General features: G+C 38.9%; 15 protein-coding genes. All 15 read left to right on the forward strand.

Annotated elements, in window-relative coordinates; genetic code table 11:
- Position 1: 1 nt before the first annotated feature.
- Positions 2-1,018, forward strand: coding sequence for a ketol-acid reductoisomerase (gene ilvC, locus M5F03_RS09525; protein ID WP_078192867.1), 1,017 nt, complete (start codon positions 2-4; stop codon positions 1,016-1,018).
- 840 nt (positions 1,019-1,858) lie between these two features.
- Positions 1,859-2,452 carry a hypothetical protein gene (locus tag M5F03_RS09530; protein ID WP_249708161.1) on the forward strand — a complete coding sequence of 198 codons (594 nt, stop codon included), beginning with the start codon at positions 1,859-1,861 and terminating at the stop codon, positions 2,450-2,452.
- A 114-nt stretch (positions 2,453-2,566) separates the two neighbouring features.
- Complete coding sequence (locus M5F03_RS09535; RefSeq protein WP_249708162.1) at positions 2,567-3,391, forward strand: XAC2610-related protein; 825 nt, start codon at positions 2,567-2,569, stop codon at positions 3,389-3,391.
- An 838-nt stretch (positions 3,392-4,229) separates the two neighbouring features.
- The gene (locus M5F03_RS09540; protein ID WP_249708163.1) at positions 4,230-4,730 is read left to right on the forward strand and encodes a hypothetical protein; all 501 of its coding nucleotides are present in this window, start codon (positions 4,230-4,232) and stop codon (positions 4,728-4,730) included.
- Between the two features lie 91 nt (positions 4,731-4,821).
- Positions 4,822-5,550: a fimbrial biogenesis chaperone gene (locus M5F03_RS09545; RefSeq protein WP_249708172.1), complete on the forward strand. Its 729-nt coding sequence runs from the start codon at positions 4,822-4,824 to the stop codon at positions 5,548-5,550.
- Between the two features lie 5 nt (positions 5,551-5,555).
- Positions 5,556-7,865, forward strand: a complete 2,310-nt coding sequence (locus M5F03_RS09550; protein WP_249708177.1) for a fimbria/pilus outer membrane usher protein — start codon at positions 5,556-5,558, stop codon at positions 7,863-7,865.
- A 13-nt stretch (positions 7,866-7,878) separates the two neighbouring features.
- A complete protein-coding gene (locus tag M5F03_RS09555) occupies positions 7,879-8,289 on the forward strand; it encodes a hypothetical protein (protein ID WP_249708178.1) in 411 nt (136 codons plus the stop codon).
- A gap of 562 nt (positions 8,290-8,851) precedes the next feature.
- A complete protein-coding gene (locus M5F03_RS09560) occupies positions 8,852-9,238 on the forward strand; it encodes a sensor histidine kinase (RefSeq protein ID WP_249708180.1) in 387 nt (128 codons plus the stop codon).
- 119 nt (positions 9,239-9,357) lie between these two features.
- Positions 9,358-10,635: a glycosyltransferase family 4 protein gene (locus tag M5F03_RS09565; RefSeq protein ID WP_372491138.1), complete on the forward strand. Its 1,278-nt coding sequence runs from the start codon at positions 9,358-9,360 to the stop codon at positions 10,633-10,635.
- A gap of 193 nt (positions 10,636-10,828) precedes the next feature.
- On the forward strand, positions 10,829-11,380 hold the full coding sequence (locus M5F03_RS09570; protein ID WP_249708182.1) for a phosphatase PAP2 family protein: 552 nt from the start codon (positions 10,829-10,831) through the stop codon (positions 11,378-11,380).
- Positions 11,381-11,501: 121 nt separating this feature from the next.
- On the forward strand, positions 11,502-11,702 hold the full coding sequence (iscX, locus tag M5F03_RS09575; protein ID WP_078189615.1) for a Fe-S cluster assembly protein IscX: 201 nt from the start codon (positions 11,502-11,504) through the stop codon (positions 11,700-11,702).
- A gap of 109 nt (positions 11,703-11,811) precedes the next feature.
- On the forward strand, positions 11,812-12,243 hold the full coding sequence (gene ndk, locus M5F03_RS09580) for a nucleoside-diphosphate kinase (RefSeq protein ID WP_078189614.1): 432 nt from the start codon (positions 11,812-11,814) through the stop codon (positions 12,241-12,243).
- 123 nt (positions 12,244-12,366) lie between these two features.
- A complete protein-coding gene (rlmN, locus tag M5F03_RS09585) occupies positions 12,367-13,602 on the forward strand; it encodes a dual-specificity RNA methyltransferase RlmN (RefSeq protein ID WP_180034883.1) in 1,236 nt (411 codons plus the stop codon).
- 15 nt (positions 13,603-13,617) lie between these two features.
- The gene (pilW, locus tag M5F03_RS09590; protein ID WP_078189612.1) at positions 13,618-14,421 is read left to right on the forward strand and encodes a type IV pilus biogenesis/stability protein PilW; all 804 of its coding nucleotides are present in this window, start codon (positions 13,618-13,620) and stop codon (positions 14,419-14,421) included.
- Complete coding sequence (locus M5F03_RS09595) at positions 14,412-15,206, forward strand: helix-turn-helix domain-containing protein (protein WP_249708183.1); 795 nt, start codon at positions 14,412-14,414, stop codon at positions 15,204-15,206. The genes pilW and M5F03_RS09595 overlap by 10 nt, the downstream gene beginning before the upstream one ends.
- The last annotated feature ends 16 nt before the right edge of the window (positions 15,207-15,222 follow it).

Here is a 15,222-nt window from a genome sequence, read left to right on the forward strand (position 1 = left end):
AATGCAAATTTTTTACGATAAAGACACAGACTTATCTATCATCCAAGGCAAAAAAGTAGCAATCATTGGTTATGGTTCACAAGGCCATGCTCATGCGCTTAACCTTAAAGATTCAGGCGTTGACGTAACTGTAGGTCTACGTGCTGGTTCTACTTCTTGGAAAAAAGCTGAAAATGCTGGTCTTAAAGTTTCAGAAGTTCCTGCTGCTGTAGCTCAAGCTGACTTAGTTATGATTTTGACTCCAGATGAGTTCCAATCACAACTTTACCGTGACGTAATTGAGCCAAACATCAAGCAAGGTGCAACACTAGCATTTGCTCATGGTTTCTCTGTTCTTTATAACCAAGTTGTTCCACGTGCTGACCTTGACGTAATCATGGTTGCTCCAAAAGCACCTGGTCATACTGTACGTTCAGAATTCCAACGTGGTTCAGGTGTACCTGATCTTATCGCTGTTCACCAAGATGCTTCTGGTAATGCACGTAACGTTGCGCTTTCTTACGCTTCAGGTGTTGGTGGCGGCCGTACAGGTATTATCGAAACTTCATTCCGTGAAGAAACTGAAACTGACCTTTTCGGTGAGCAAGCAGTTCTTTGTGGTGGTGCTGTTGAATTGGTTAAAATGGGCTTCGAAACTCTTGTTGAAGCTGGTTATGCACCAGAAATGGCTTACTTCGAATGTCTACACGAACTTAAATTGATCGTTGACTTAATGTTCGAAGGCGGTATTGCGGACATGAACTACTCAGTATCAAACAATGCTGAATATGGCGAATACGTAACTGGCGTTGAAGTAATCAACGAACAGTCTCGTGAAGCAATGCGTAATGCACTTAAACGTATTCAATCTGGCGAATACGCGAAGATGTTCATCCAAGAAGGTGCGTTGAACTATCCTTCTATGACTGCTCGTCGTCGTCAAAACGCGGCGCATGGTATCGAAGTAACTGGTAACAAGTTACGTGCGATGATGCCTTGGATCCAAGCAAACAAAATCGTTGATAAAGAGAAAAACTAATTTCTTGAATCAATTGATTTGAATATGAAGACCCACTCATTTTGAGTGGGTTTTTTAATATCTAAAGTTACGTGCCTTAAAAATAGAAAAGCATGCTTTTCTATTTTTACGTACCTTGGATTCAAGCAAACAAAATCGTTGATAAAGAAAAGAACTAAGTTCTGATTTCTAAGTCAAAAAGCCCCAGAATTTAACAGGGGCTTTTTTATGCCTTAGTGAAATCAGTATCAAGGCTGCGTGCCTCAAATGATGTAAGCGATGCTTACATCATTTTCGTACCTTGGATCCAAGCGAACAAAATCGTTGATAAAGAGAAAAACTAATTTCTTGAATCAATTGATTTGAATACGAAGACCCACTCATTTTGAGTGGGTTTTTTAATATCTAAAGTTACTTGCCTAAAAAATAGAAAAGTAGTGCTCTCATTCCTTCTGCGTCACTCAAAACAGTGTGCTGCCTCGTTGTACTTCGTACAAAACAATGTTTTGTACTCGTTCATACTTTGGATCCAAGCGAACAAAATCGTAAGCAAAGAAAAGAATTTATTTAATTATCTTTTGAGTTTTATGCTACAAGGAACCCAATATTAGCGTGGGTTAGAATAATGATTTTATATAAATATGTGAGTTTTGAAGCTGCTTTAACGATTTTAAAAACAAAATCTCTAGGTTTTCACATTTAGAAGATTTTAATGACCCATTTGAATGCACTGGTTTTGGTTTTTATGATTTGGATGTACCGACATCGGTAGCAGTAGGGCATTCCGAAATCAGTTTTCTAGAAAATATGTGATTTTAAGTTTGACTAGAACTGCTTTAAATCTACTCATCTGGCCACATTATGGGGATAGTTAAAAAAGGTGTCGTGATCGGAATAGACACATGCAAAGCAGGCCTTGAAGATGGTGATCAATTTATTATTCCTTCAACAAAAGGGGAGTTGAGATATTTAAAAACAGCGCCGAAGCAGGCCAATGTGGCAAGTGTTGAAAAATTAATGTCGGTAGGAAATTCAAATATTTTAAATTGGGATAATGAAGAAGTTTTAATAAAGCATGGTTTGCTTTATAAAATGCAGGAATGGGCATACAAAGAGGAAGTACGTATTGTAAAAAATATTAGCGATGCTCAATTCGGGTATCACTTTTCTACAAAAACACATGCATATATCAATGACCAACTTTGGCAAAGAGTCCAATTGCAAACGCGTCCAATTTATACGTTAAAATTGCCTGAAGAAGCCTTTGTTGAAGTATATGTTGGGAAAAATGCATATATTGATCGTAGAAGAAAGCAAGAGCTTGTGAAGCTAGTAATTGATCATAAGGTAGATCAGTTTGAATTGCTGAAAGATCTATGTATTCAATTTAATATTGGTTTGAAATGTATTTCATTAGATTTGGAAACTTGGGCTTTAAAAGCGACTCCAATTTAATCTGATGATTTGAGTTGTAGGTGGTTTCAAAACTCCTATATTTGTGTCAGCTGTGTTGAATTTAGGTTGTGATAGAGTAGGCATTATTCATGCCGTATGGAGTGTGTAATTGCAATGAAAATATCAAAACTCCCTCTTTTACTCGCTCTTTGTCTACCAGTGGTGAGTTTTGCACAAGAGGCAGATATAACACTGCCTGAGTTAAAGCCTTTACCTGAGGTTCGGATATCCATGCAGCGGATGCTTCGCTCGACTGAAGGGCGCTATTTCTTAGATTTGTATGCTGGTATATGGAATCCGCACGGGACTTTGACTGATCTGCAAGAGCCCAAACAAATTAACTTTAAAGGGACTCAAAAAGCTGATTTTATTGACTTGAATTCAGTTAATGTTGGGACCGAACAAAGTGCGGCAACTGCTTATCGATTGGCAGGAACCTTGAATGCAAATACAGGCTCGTTTAAAGCTGAACTGATGGAAAAGACGGTACCACCATCTACAAGTTATTTACAGTTTGAACCTGCGTTTAAAGCTGCAGATAAACCTATCCTGCTGTTTAAGTTTTATGGGGTGCAATCTGCAGACCAACCTTATGGGAAGTCACTAAAACGCGTAGATGTGATTAATAAATCAAATGGCAAAGTACTACAGTCATTACAAGGCTTTAATGCCTTTGGGAATAGTATGGGATTCTTAGATGTAAACTTTGATGGATACTATGATGTTGTACTTTCAGACACTTCTGATGGTCGAAAAATAGAAGATAAGCGATTTATTTATTGGATGTACAATCCTAAAACGAAGAATTTTCAACGCTCACCGCAATTGGAGAAAATTGCTGGCTTCCCAAAATTAAAAGGAGAGCTGCAGCAGATCGACTTTGGATCAGGTCAAATCTTTCGAGTCGATCAAGGATTGCTTTATCCAGTCAGTGAGTAAGTTAAATTTTTTAAAAAGCCCCATAATTTGGGGCTTTTTTTTATTTATAGAATTTTCTAAAGAAGAATCCAGGCAGTTTTAAAAGAGGTGGTCCGTATTTTGAATAAAAAAACAAAGTAAAATGAGTGTTGAAAGAGAGGGGGTGAATTTCTATATATGTGATAATTCACGTAATAAATGAGATTCTAAAAATTTGAAAAACAAAAAAACTGAAATTTCAAGAAAGAAAATATGATTTACAAAAGCTTAACATTGGAAACTAAGACGTGTTTCAAAACCTGTAATTTAATACAAAGGCTCAGTATTTGGTGACGTAATTCTTGTATTGCGTTTCAAAAGACATACCTGAAAGTAGTGATTATATATTTAAGATTCTATTTAAAATTTAAATTTAATCGGTCTTTACTATTAATATAGTTGAATATTCATGTAATATTGTTTTGTTTGAAAATTATTTTGAACTATTTCACAAATATTTGGTGAAATATGTAACAGCCTATATTATTTTTAATGTTACTAAATTTAATAAAAACAATAAGATATAATATACCAAAAAATAGGGATATGAAAAAAATCCCCAAAATTTGGGATAAAGAGGAAAATTAAATGAAAATATAAAAATTAAAAATATTTAATATATTACAAACACATAATTTAAATATTTGTAAAAAATAATATTACATGAATATTCGTGTGAAATTTCCATATTAGGTTCTTTTTTTCTCAACATGATTAAGAATGAATCAGCACCTAGGGAAAGTAAGATTAATTAGTTTTTCTTAATAAATATCCTTTGATGCACATACTAATAAATCTCATATGAGAATGGAGAAGTGAAATGTCTACATCTAAAATTTTAACCGCAGTACTATCTGCAACATTGTTCGTAGCACTTCCAGCAACATCTGCAATCGCTGGTGGTAAAAAAGAATCTAAACAATGTGGCGGTGCGCCGTGTGAAGGCGAAATCGACATCGAGTTACAGATTCTGAAAGCATGTGAGCTTTTGGTAGGTAAAGACATCAAACTCGTTGAAGACAGTTATACGGGTGCTAGTGGCTTTACAGTTACAACGAACACTCCATATACATTAAATCTATCTACGCTAAACGCGGGTTCAAGTGCAGATACTTTTGTAAAACATGAAACCACTAGTGATAAAGTATTTACAAAAATCACGACTTCAAAAGGTGGTGTGAATTATCCAATCGGTTCTACACCTGTAGCTGGTATGAGTGTTGATAACTTCACAGTATCTGTTGCTCCAAAATCTGCAATTTCAGCGACTCAACGTGCTGGTACATACAAAGATACTTTATATATCAAAGTAGCTTACTAATCCAAATTTAGGGAGTTGATTCTACACAGTTAGGGTCAACTTCTTTTTATTTTGAATTGATAATAATATTTAAATGTACTGGGGTGGGTATATGAAAAGTTTATTCAAAGTCGTTTCATTAAGTTTAATGACTTGCTTATTGAGTCCTCAAATATTTGCAGGAATTTCAATTAGCCCTGTGCAGTTATATTTAACCGATAAATCTAAACAACGCAGTGCGACATTTACTTTGGAATCGAAAGGGGATGATGAGACACCACGTATTTTTGAAGCTAAAGCATTTAAATGGACTCAAAATGCTGCAGGTGAAGATATTCTTTCACCTGAATCCAATATTATTATCAATCCGAAAAATTTCATTCTAAAACCAAACTCAAAACAAATGGTTCGTGTGGGTTTTACTCAATCTGTAGAGAGTATGAATCTACAACAAGAAGAAGCATGGCGTATTATTTATACTGAGCTACCTCAAGTGACGAACTCTGAATCGAAAATTGCACTGTTATTAAGTATTAATGTGCCATTTTTTGTCGGCAAACAAGAATCCGCTTATTTAAAATTTATTGCCAAAAAAATGAATGGTCGTACCATTATTCAGGTTGAAAATTTAGCAAAATCACACATTCAAATCCAAAAACTTTATGTCATCGATAAAAGCAAGAAAACAGTCGCTGAATCTTCCGATATGAAATATTTATTGGCATTAGGTAAAAACCAATACGACATCGGGAATGTTTCTTTACAAGGCGCTAGTAATTATAAAGTCGTTGTGGAAACAGATAAAGGTGACACTCCTTTGGAGTTTAATTTAGTTGAGTAGTGGCTATGAACAGAATTACATTGCTTCTATATTGTATTTTATGTGCTAATTCTGCTCATGCAGAAGCCGTTGATATGCCTGATGATTTATTTCCAACCAGTATTTGGGTAAACGAAGTAGACCGCAAGAGCGAAGTATTATTACTGACTGAAAATAACAAGTTTTATATAGAGTGCGCAGATCTTGATAAGCTGCAAATTAAAGTAGAAATTCTGAAACGACATGCAACTAAAAATTCATTTTGTTTGGTAACGGATCAAGATATTCAGTCTGGATTTGATCCTCAATTGCAAGCCGTCAAAATTAATCTTCCATCAAAATATTTCTTTGGGCTAGAAACTGATACCTTAATCAGCCAGCCGATGCCTGCAAATTTTGGTGCATTTCTTAATTATGAAATGCATTTTGAAAATAATACTCAACATAATAATTTTGGTGTGCTACCTGAACTGGGCGTGTTTAAAGACAATTGGATTTTAAGAAATAATGCCTTTTATCGAAATAATAAAGGAGATGATTATCGTGAAGAAAAATTCGTCAGGTTAAATAGTAGTCTTGAGTTTGATTTTTCTAAAAGTGCGACCAAACTGATTATTGGTGATACGACCTCTGCATATAGTGCATTAATTCATGGTGTGCGATTTGGTGGTTTGAGTTTTGGTACAGACTATACGTCACGCCCAGATTTCGTGTATTGGAATATTCCAAGTCTAAAAGGTAGTGCGGTTTTACCTTCGACTGTTGATTTATATATTGATGGCGTAAATATTTATCAGAAAAAGATTTCACCTGGAGATTATAACTTACAAACAGGTGCCAATATTGAAAGTGCCGGTACAGCGCAAATGGTTGTACAAGATGTATTGGGGAATACTACTGTTAGAAGCTTCCCGGTATTAATTAGTAGTAAATTGCTTAAAGAAGATTTAAATGATTACAACATATCATTAGGGAAACTACGCTTCAGTTATGACGAAGAAAATAGCGATTATCGCGATTTTTTTAGTTCAGCCTATTGGCGTAGAGGTGTCACCAGTCGTACCACGTTGGGTGCAAGTGCAACCTATAGTGACAAAGTAAAAAATGCAGGACTGCTATGGACGCAAGCGGTCAATCGATGGTTTGTTTTAGACAGTATTTTTTTAGGCAGTAAAACCGATAATGACGATGGTTATTCTGCAGGTTTGGCTATCAGTCGTAATTTCGGGAAACTCAATTTTGGTGTGAGTTCACGCTACGCTACAAATGATTATCGGGCGTTGGGCTATGAAGATAATCATATTTTTCCAAAATTTGAAAATATGGCGTATTTAAGTTTTGCTAATTTTCCATTCTTTCAAAATTTAAACCTGAACTATATCGAACAAACCCAGTATGAATCTAATGATCCTTTATTTGAATTAGAGGATCGCAAAATGCTCACAGTGGGTGTGAGTCGCGAAATTACACAAAATTTAATGTATACCGCCAATTATTTTAAAGAATTTGGTGATAGCGATGACTCAGGTGCCTTTATCACATTTTCTTATAATTTTGGTGGTGGTAAACGTATTCAGGCTGATGCAGGTACCAATAAATCCGGCGGTGTACGTTTCATTCAAAATGCATTCGGTGAATATGGTGCAAATTATGCGCTTGGTGTGGATTATCGTAATGATGAAACGGTATTAAATGCCTATGGCGGTTTGTCCACTGATGTTGGTGATTTAACCTTAAGTCATCTCTATAGTGAAAATGATTCAACAACCCAGGTTGGCTACCGTGGTGCTATGGTGTGGTTGGGCGGTCAATACGCATTGACCAGTTTTGTCGATAATGCCTTTGCTTTAGTGAATGTTGGTGGCCGTGAAGATATTGATGTCATGCGATCAATGTCTCCGGTCGCAAAAACCAATAAAAGAGGCTATGCCTTTGTACACGATATCGTTCCTTATATTAATTACGATATTTCATTCGATGAAAACCAATTGCCGATCGAAAGTAAAGTTCCGAATGCTGCACATCGTTTAGTTGCGTTAAGACAGCGTGGTTATAACATTAATTTTTCAGTATTTGATACACAACAAATATTGGTCAAAATATTGGATGAACAAGGTCATCAATTTGTTGCAGGAAGTGAAGTTGCAATTGATACCCCAGAAGCTGATGTTTATCCAGTGGGTTCAGATGGCACGGTGATGTTATATGGTTTGGTTGAAGGCTACTACAAGTTGACGGTGAGGACCAGTGGTGGTCGATCTTGCCAAACAGCATTAACAGTGCCGAAAAAGGTAGAAAACCAAACTCCTGAATTAATTACATTGCAGTGTAAATAAAGGAGTATTTCCAATGAAAAGTATTTTATTCATCTCAGCAGCGTTATTTAGTTCAATGACATTTGCAGCACCGAGTCGTTGTGAAATGGGACGAATCAGTGAAACCAATATGCGCTTGGCGAATTACTATAATAGTCAAGCGGCAAGTTCATTTAGTGTCGATTGTTCCGGTAAATACCGCATACGCTTTAATAGCCCTAATTTGCAGGATACTTCGGGCAGTAGTTTTGTAACGAATGGCCCGATTAAGCTCAAAACACGAATGACTGTTTCAGGTGCGATGGAAAATCTGTGGAATGTTTCTACCGAGCAAGGCGCTGGCAAAAATAACTATGTGATTGCAGTGCGTTTGGTGGAGCGAGTGAATGCAACGACACCTGCAGGAATCTACCGCGATACAGTCTTTGTAAATATGGTGTTTTGAGTTGCTTAGCGACAGATTTTCTTCATGGCTAAGGTGAATAATGCAGAGTGCTGATTTCGTTCATACTGCTAGATTGAAGCTTGATGATAGATATTTAGGTGAATCTTGTGCTTCAATCTAAGTAGCTTAATTTTCTGCTATGCGTATAAAGTCAGAAATGAAGGAAATTTGATTTCAGCATATGCTTCCCCGATAACAACTTTGGGTGTGGCGATTATTTTTGCACTACGCTTGACTAAAAGTGTAAGACGAATTGAAAAGTTTAATCAAACGTTGGCAACAACGGTCACTCAAGTAAAGGAAGAGTTAACGCTACCTTACAAAATCATTATCAGCTAGAAATGGAAAATACTCGCTTGCAAGAGCGTATTCAAATAGCACATGACCTACATGATGGTTCAGCTCCATCATTGGTTCGATTAATGGCATAGGTTGAGCAGAGCGCTAAAGATCTGACCAATTCACAATTTTTATCGATGTTGAAAATTTTAAGAGATGATTTACGACATATCATAGATAGCGGTTGTAGTTTAGGCACCAGACTGCCTGAAACCCCTTTGTTATGGATGGCATCCTTTGTGCACTGTTTTATCAGTTATTTGATGAGCTCAATATACACGCTAAATGGTCAATTCCTGCGAAATGGGAAGTGGATGTTACCCCATTGGAATGTCTAAGCTTACAGCGTGTAGCCGAAGAAGCATTAACCAATATTGTGAAGCATAGTCATGCGACCGTGGTGCAGATTCGGATTTATTATGAAAACACGGCAGTGATAATGGAAGTAGAAGACAATGGCGTGGGGGTTGATGTGGATCTGGTCAATCAAGCCGGTTTGAGTGTGGGGCTTCGTAGTATGAGTGGGTGTTTAGAACGGATGAACGCAGATATGCAAATCACTTCTCGTGCGGGTCAGACGATTTTAAAACTGATTAAAAATTACGGATAAATCATGATTTTGTAGAAGAAATAAGACAATTTCTTTCAATAAACTGTCATCAAATAATCATCAAAATGCAAAAAACTGCTGCTTAAACTGTGACTATACATTTATAAGAAGCATGTAAGATCATGACAGAATCGGCTATCAATTTAGGGCGTATGCAGGATGAGCCTACGCGATTTCAGTTCCAGTTTAAGCATATGCAATCACGAATGGATGTGCAAACGGTCTCAACCTTAATCCGTCCAGGTCTAAAAATCGCCATTGTTACGGATACGTGGGCGCCAGAAATTAATGGTGTTGCACATTCTTTATTGCAACTGTGTAAGGGCTTGCAGCAACAAGGCAACTCCATTTTTTTAATACGCCCAGAACAGTCCGAAAGTTGTCAGGATTTTCGACCTGATCAAGAGTGTTTGGTTCGAGCGCAGTCGATTCCTAAATATTCAGGTTTACAATTTGGCTGGCCGCAACTGATCAAACTCAGTAAAGCTTTAAAAAAAGCCCAAGTCGACATTGTGCATATAGTCACTGAAGGGCCTTTGGGTTTTGCTATGCTCCAACTGGCGCGTTCATTACAGATTCCTGTGTCCAGTGGCTTTCACTCGGCCTTTCATGATTTTAGTCGATTCTTTGATTTAGCGTTTTTAATGAAGCCTGTACAACATTATTTACGATGGTTTCATAACAATACTCAACTCACCTGTGTCCCGAGCCAAGATACTGCAGATGCCCTGCATCGATTAGGTTTTAGTTGTCCATTGGTGGTGGTGGGACGTGGTGTGGACCATAGTCGATTTTCTCCCTCACATTATCGAGCAGATCTGAGACAACAGTGGCGAGCAGATGAACATACCCGCGTGATGCTGTATGTCGGTCGGCTATCTCCTGAAAAAGAGGTAGATGTTTTAATTTCAGCCTATCGTTCGATGTTGGCCATGGATGCACGAACGAAATTGGTCATTGTGGGTGATGGGCCTGATCGTGAACGACTAATGCAACTGGCAAAATCCCTAGATGTTATTTTTATGGGAAGTTTAAGTGGTCAGGCTTTATCGGAAGCCTATGCTAGTGCGGATGTTTTTGTTTTCGCAAGTCAGGTTGAGACCTTTGGTAATGTGGTTTTGGAGGCAATGGCCAGTGGATTGCCGGTGATTGCATATAATGCCGCATGTGCCCAATTGCACGTGAGAAATCAGCAAACGGGATGGTTATGTCATTTATCTCGAACCGATGAATTTATTCGTCTTATGCAACAATTGCCGCAACGCGCTAAATTAAAAACCATGGGCATCGAAGCGGCAAAAGACGCAGCTAAAATTGGTTGGCAATATCCCGTACAACAATTTGAGCAAGCGCTATATCGCGTGGTGGATCAAGCCATGATGAGCCAATGGAGCTAGCGCTATTGGTTGTATAGAAAAGTTGAGCATCTTCAAAAATTAATATTCATCGAACTGTCATCAAAGCATCATTACATTGTCAAAAAGAGAACCTAAGCTGAGTCAAACAAAGATCTAAACTTGTAAAAATAACAACACAAATCTAGCTCAACCCCAACACAGTCAGGCTTTGACTGTAGATAGGAGATTAGCGATGAATTTAAAAAATGCAAAAACAAGAATGCTGCACCTCGATTTAAAAGGCTGTATTTATCTCAATCATTTTTCACATCAACAAGTTGTTGCTGACATATTTAAAATGGTGAGTCGACTTGGTGATGGTGTGTTTTGGTATGTCATGTTGGCGACGGTTTGGATCGTGCAGGGCATGTCTTACAGTGTACAAATCCTCTATGTGTTGCTGGGTGGTTCCGTCGGCACCACGATCTATAAACTCCTCAAAAAGAAAACTGTGCGCCCAAGACCGTACCAAGTGCATCAAGTGATTCGCTTAGGTGAACGCCCTCTAGATCATTTTAGTTTCCCATCGGGACATACTCTACATGCAGTCATGGCAACAACTGTGCTAGGCTATATTCAACCCATGCTGTTGGTCCTAATGTTGCCCTTTAGCTTATTGGTGGCATTATCTCGCATGATCTTAGGTTTGCATTACCCAAGTGATGTCGCTGTCGGTGCTGCTATAGGCGCTGCAGTGGGTGCCGCAATGATTCTCTGTGCACCTCTTTTCGGTTTGGTTTTATAGTTTGATGTGGACATCACAATTGCAAAATCTGGTAATAAAAAAATTAAAAGGGTTTATCACGTCCAATTGCTGAAATTTGTTAAAGTAAGCCATCATTCTATAGACGATGTTAGGAAGACCCATGGGTTTACGCTGGACAGATACCATTGATATCGCAATTGAGCTGTATGAAGCTCACCCTGATGTTGATCCGCAATGGATTCGCTTTACTGACCTACATGCATGGGTATGTGCATTGCCAAATTTCACTGATGACCCTGAAAAGTCGACTGAAGGTCTGCTTGAGGGAATTCAGATGGCCTGGATTGATGAGGCAAGTTAATCCCTACATCGAAAAAAGCAATTTTTTTGTATAGCAAAAGCAGAAAATAGCGCATTATTCGGTATAATGCGGCAAATTTTTCACGTCAAATTGACTTAAGGAGCCTCTCATGGCTATTGAACGTACTTTATCTATCGTTAAACCAGACGCAGTTGCTAAAAACCACATCGGCGACATCTTTGCTCGTTTCGAAAAAGCTGGTCTTCAAATCGTTGCAACTAAAATGAAACACTTGACTCAAGCTGAAGCTGAAGGCTTCTACGCTGAGCACAAAGAACGTGGTTTCTTTGGTGACCTAGTTGCATTCATGACTTCTGGTCCAGTTGTAGTTTCAGTTCTTGAAGGCGAAAACGCAGTTCTTGCTCACCGTGAAATCCTTGGCGCAACTAACCCTAAAGAAGCTGCTCCTGGTACTATCCGTGCAGACTTCGCTGTAAGCATCGACGAAAACGCTGCTCACGGTTCTGACTCTGTAGCATCTGCTGATCGTGAAGTTAACTACTTCTTCGCTCAAACTGAGATCGCTCCACGTACTCGTTAATTCGAAGTATTCAAACCAGATAAGTGGTATACTGCTTGTCTGGTTTTTTTATTCTCTGAATAATTCTTTGCTCAATAACTGAGCTTCTCCTTTGATCTTTAGACATGGTTTAGGTAATTACACATGAGTACTGAAGTAGTCGCTACATCAGCTGTTTCTGATGCACAGCAACAATCTCCATCCGCTCCGACGCAGCAAAATACTGTAGAGAAAGTGAATTTACTGGGCATGTCACGTCCGCAAATGGAAAAATTCTTTGAAGATATGGGGGAGAAAAAGTTCCGTGCTGGGCAGGTGATGAAATGGATTCATCAGTTCTTCGTGACTGATTTTGCTGAAATGACCAATATTTCTGGCAAATTGCGTGAAAAACTAGAAAAGATTTGTGAAATTAAAGCGCCTGAAGTGGTGCATAAAAATTACTCAAAAGACGGTACTCGTAAATGGGTGTTCCGTGTAGGTGAAGGTGCAGGTTCATTGGTTGAAACTGTGCTGATTCCTGCGGAAGATAAAACCGGCGCACGTAAGACCTTGTGTATTTCATCACAAGTGGGCTGTGCTCTGGACTGTTCATTCTGTTCAACCGGGAAACAAGGTTTCCAACGTGATTTGAGCCAAGCTGAAATTATTGGACAGCTTTGGATGGCGAACTTCTCTTATATGGAAGATGTGCCAGTTGCGGATCGTGAACGTTCAGTGACCAACGTGGTGATGATGGGCATGGGTGAGCCGCTGTTGAACTATGATGCTGTATTGAATTCAATGCGTATCATGTTGGATGACTTTGCGTATGGTATGTCCAAGCGTCGTGTGACTTTATCAACCTCAGGTGTGGTGCCTAAAATTGACCAATTGGCACAAGACATTGATGTAGCCTTGGCAATTTCACTCCATGCGCCAAATGATGAACTACGTAACGAACTTGTTCCGATCAATAAAAAATATCCATTGGAACAGTTGATTGCAGCGTGTCAGCGTTATATCGCCAAAGATGGTAATGAAAGTTCGCGTAAACACGTGACCATCGAATACGTAATGTTAGATGGTGTAAATGACCATCCTGAACATGCACAGCAAATGTTAAAGCTGTTGAAAAACTTACCAAGCAAAATTAATTTAATTCCGTTTAACCCGTTCCCGCATGCGCCATACGGTCGTTCAAGCCGTAACCGTATTATTTCTTTCCAAAAAACTTTGTCTGATGCCGGTTTTGTGTGTACGATTCGTCAGACACGTGGTGATGATATCGACGCTGCGTGTGGACAACTCGTGGGGCAAGTTGCTGACCGTACTCGTCGTGCGGAGCAATGGAAAAAGAAAGTTGCGCAGCAAAATGAGATACTGCGCTCACAAGGATAATAAAGAGGCAGCCAATTGAAAAAGTTAACGTATAAGTTCACTTTCGTTTCAGCTTTATGTGCATCGGTTTTGGCATTAACAGCATGTCAAACGCCTGAGATTGGGAAAAAAGACCCAGAGAAAGCCGTAAAAATCAGAACGCAATTGGCTGTTGAACACCTGAAAGCAGGGGATTTGGACTCTGCTAAACGTGCATTAGATCAGGCTTTAGAGGTGGATTCTCGCGATTCTCAGGCCAATATGATGATGGGTGTCTTACTACAACGAGAAGGCAGTCCAGCCAACTTAGAAAAAGCAGATAGTTATTTTAAGCGTGCAATTTCAGCAGACTCAAAAAATTCTCAAGCACGTAACAACTACGGTACGTATTTATACCAAGTTGAGCGTTATAATGATGCGATTGAACAGTTCAGCATCGCAGGTTCAACTTTAGGTTATGATCAACGTTTCAAAGCATTGGAAAATTTAGGTCGAATTTACCTGAAAGTGGGTGATGTGGCGAATGCTGAAAAATCATTCAAACAAGCTTTGCAGGCTAATCGTGATTCCTATGTTTCAATGTTAGAGTTGTCTGAAATCTTTTATTTGAATCAGCAGTTCCCTGCTGCCACACAAATGTATGAACAATTTGTACGTGCAGTAGGACAAAAAAATCAGGGTGCGCGTGCACTCTGGATTGGCATTCGAACAGCGCGTGCCAATGGCGACAATTTGGGTATGCAAGTACTGGTTAACCAGTTACGTGCTTTGTTCCCAGAAAGTCCTGAATACCAACGCTATTTGCAATTACAGTACAGTACTGAGGCCGTATGGAAGTAAATCCTAATTCACCGCAATCGAATGGTTCGAGCGTAGCTCCAAATGCATTAGGAAATGTACAACGCCCAGGTGAGTATTTACGTCAAGTACGTATTACGCAAAAACTGGAACTTGAAGCTGTCGCATCAGAACTCAATATTCCATTAAAAACACTGACTGCACTTGAGCAAGATGATTATAAGTCATTGCCTGAAGCGACCTTTATTAAAGGTTACTACCGCACTTATGCCAAATATTTAAAAGTTGATGCAACCAATATCATTCAACGTTTTGATGATATTTATGCCAACGATACGGGATTGTTGCCAAATCACGCGTTAAACAATTCACCGATTAAAATAATGGGTAAATTACCCGGTTCTAACCGTGACCGTAATCGTAAATGGATCAAACGTGGTCTGATTGCATTGGCGGTGTTGTTGGTCATTGGTGCGATCGTGGCAGCGATTCAGGGCATGACCTCGGGCAGCGATAATGAAGACGCTGTGACCAATGATGTCGCTTCAGAAGTTCAAGTCCTCGACATGAATGGCGGAAATACAGCGGTCAGTGGCGATCAATTGACATTGACCTTTAGTAGCCCGACTTCAGTACATATTGTTGATTCGACGGGTAAGGTGTTGGCGACTGGTCGTCAAGCATCGACGCTCAACTTAAACGGTGAAACACCATTCCAAATTCGTTTGGATGATGCAACAGTAGTGTCATTAAGCTTAAATAATGAAAATATTTCATTGTCACCATATACCGTAAACGGCAAAGCAGATTTCCGTTTATCACGTTAAGGGACAACAGAGCAGA

Origin of the sequence: Acinetobacter amyesii (assembly GCF_023499985.1) — a bacterium.
Lineage (GTDB): Bacteria > Pseudomonadota > Gammaproteobacteria > Pseudomonadales > Moraxellaceae > Acinetobacter > Acinetobacter amyesii.

Bases quoted from the DNA above. Each gene is read 5' to 3' on its own strand.
- M5F03_RS09535 (WP_249708162.1), top strand. From the start codon at position 2,567: ATGAAAATATCAAAACTCCCTCTTTTACTCGCTCTTTGTCTACCAGTG.
- M5F03_RS09530 (WP_249708161.1), top strand. From the start codon at position 1,859: ATGGGGATAGTTAAAAAAGGTGTCGTGATCGGAATAGACACATGCAAA.
- M5F03_RS09550 (WP_249708177.1), top strand. From the start codon at position 5,556: ATGAACAGAATTACATTGCTTCTATATTGTATTTTATGTGCTAATTCT.
- ilvC (WP_078192867.1), top strand. From the start codon at position 2: ATGCAAATTTTTTACGATAAAGACACAGACTTATCTATCATCCAAGGC.
- rlmN (WP_180034883.1), top strand. From the start codon at position 12,367: ATGAGTACTGAAGTAGTCGCTACATCAGCTGTTTCTGATGCACAGCAA.
- M5F03_RS09555 (WP_249708178.1), top strand. From the start codon at position 7,879: ATGAAAAGTATTTTATTCATCTCAGCAGCGTTATTTAGTTCAATGACA.
- M5F03_RS09540 (WP_249708163.1), top strand. From the start codon at position 4,230: ATGTCTACATCTAAAATTTTAACCGCAGTACTATCTGCAACATTGTTC.
- ndk (WP_078189614.1), top strand. From the start codon at position 11,812: ATGGCTATTGAACGTACTTTATCTATCGTTAAACCAGACGCAGTTGCT.
- iscX (WP_078189615.1), top strand. From the start codon at position 11,502: ATGGGTTTACGCTGGACAGATACCATTGATATCGCAATTGAGCTGTAT.
- M5F03_RS09560 (WP_249708180.1), top strand. From the start codon at position 8,852: ATGGATGGCATCCTTTGTGCACTGTTTTATCAGTTATTTGATGAGCTC.
- M5F03_RS09570 (WP_249708182.1), top strand. From the start codon at position 10,829: ATGAATTTAAAAAATGCAAAAACAAGAATGCTGCACCTCGATTTAAAA.
- M5F03_RS09545 (WP_249708172.1), top strand. From the start codon at position 4,822: ATGAAAAGTTTATTCAAAGTCGTTTCATTAAGTTTAATGACTTGCTTA.
- M5F03_RS09595 (WP_249708183.1), top strand. From the start codon at position 14,412: ATGGAAGTAAATCCTAATTCACCGCAATCGAATGGTTCGAGCGTAGCT.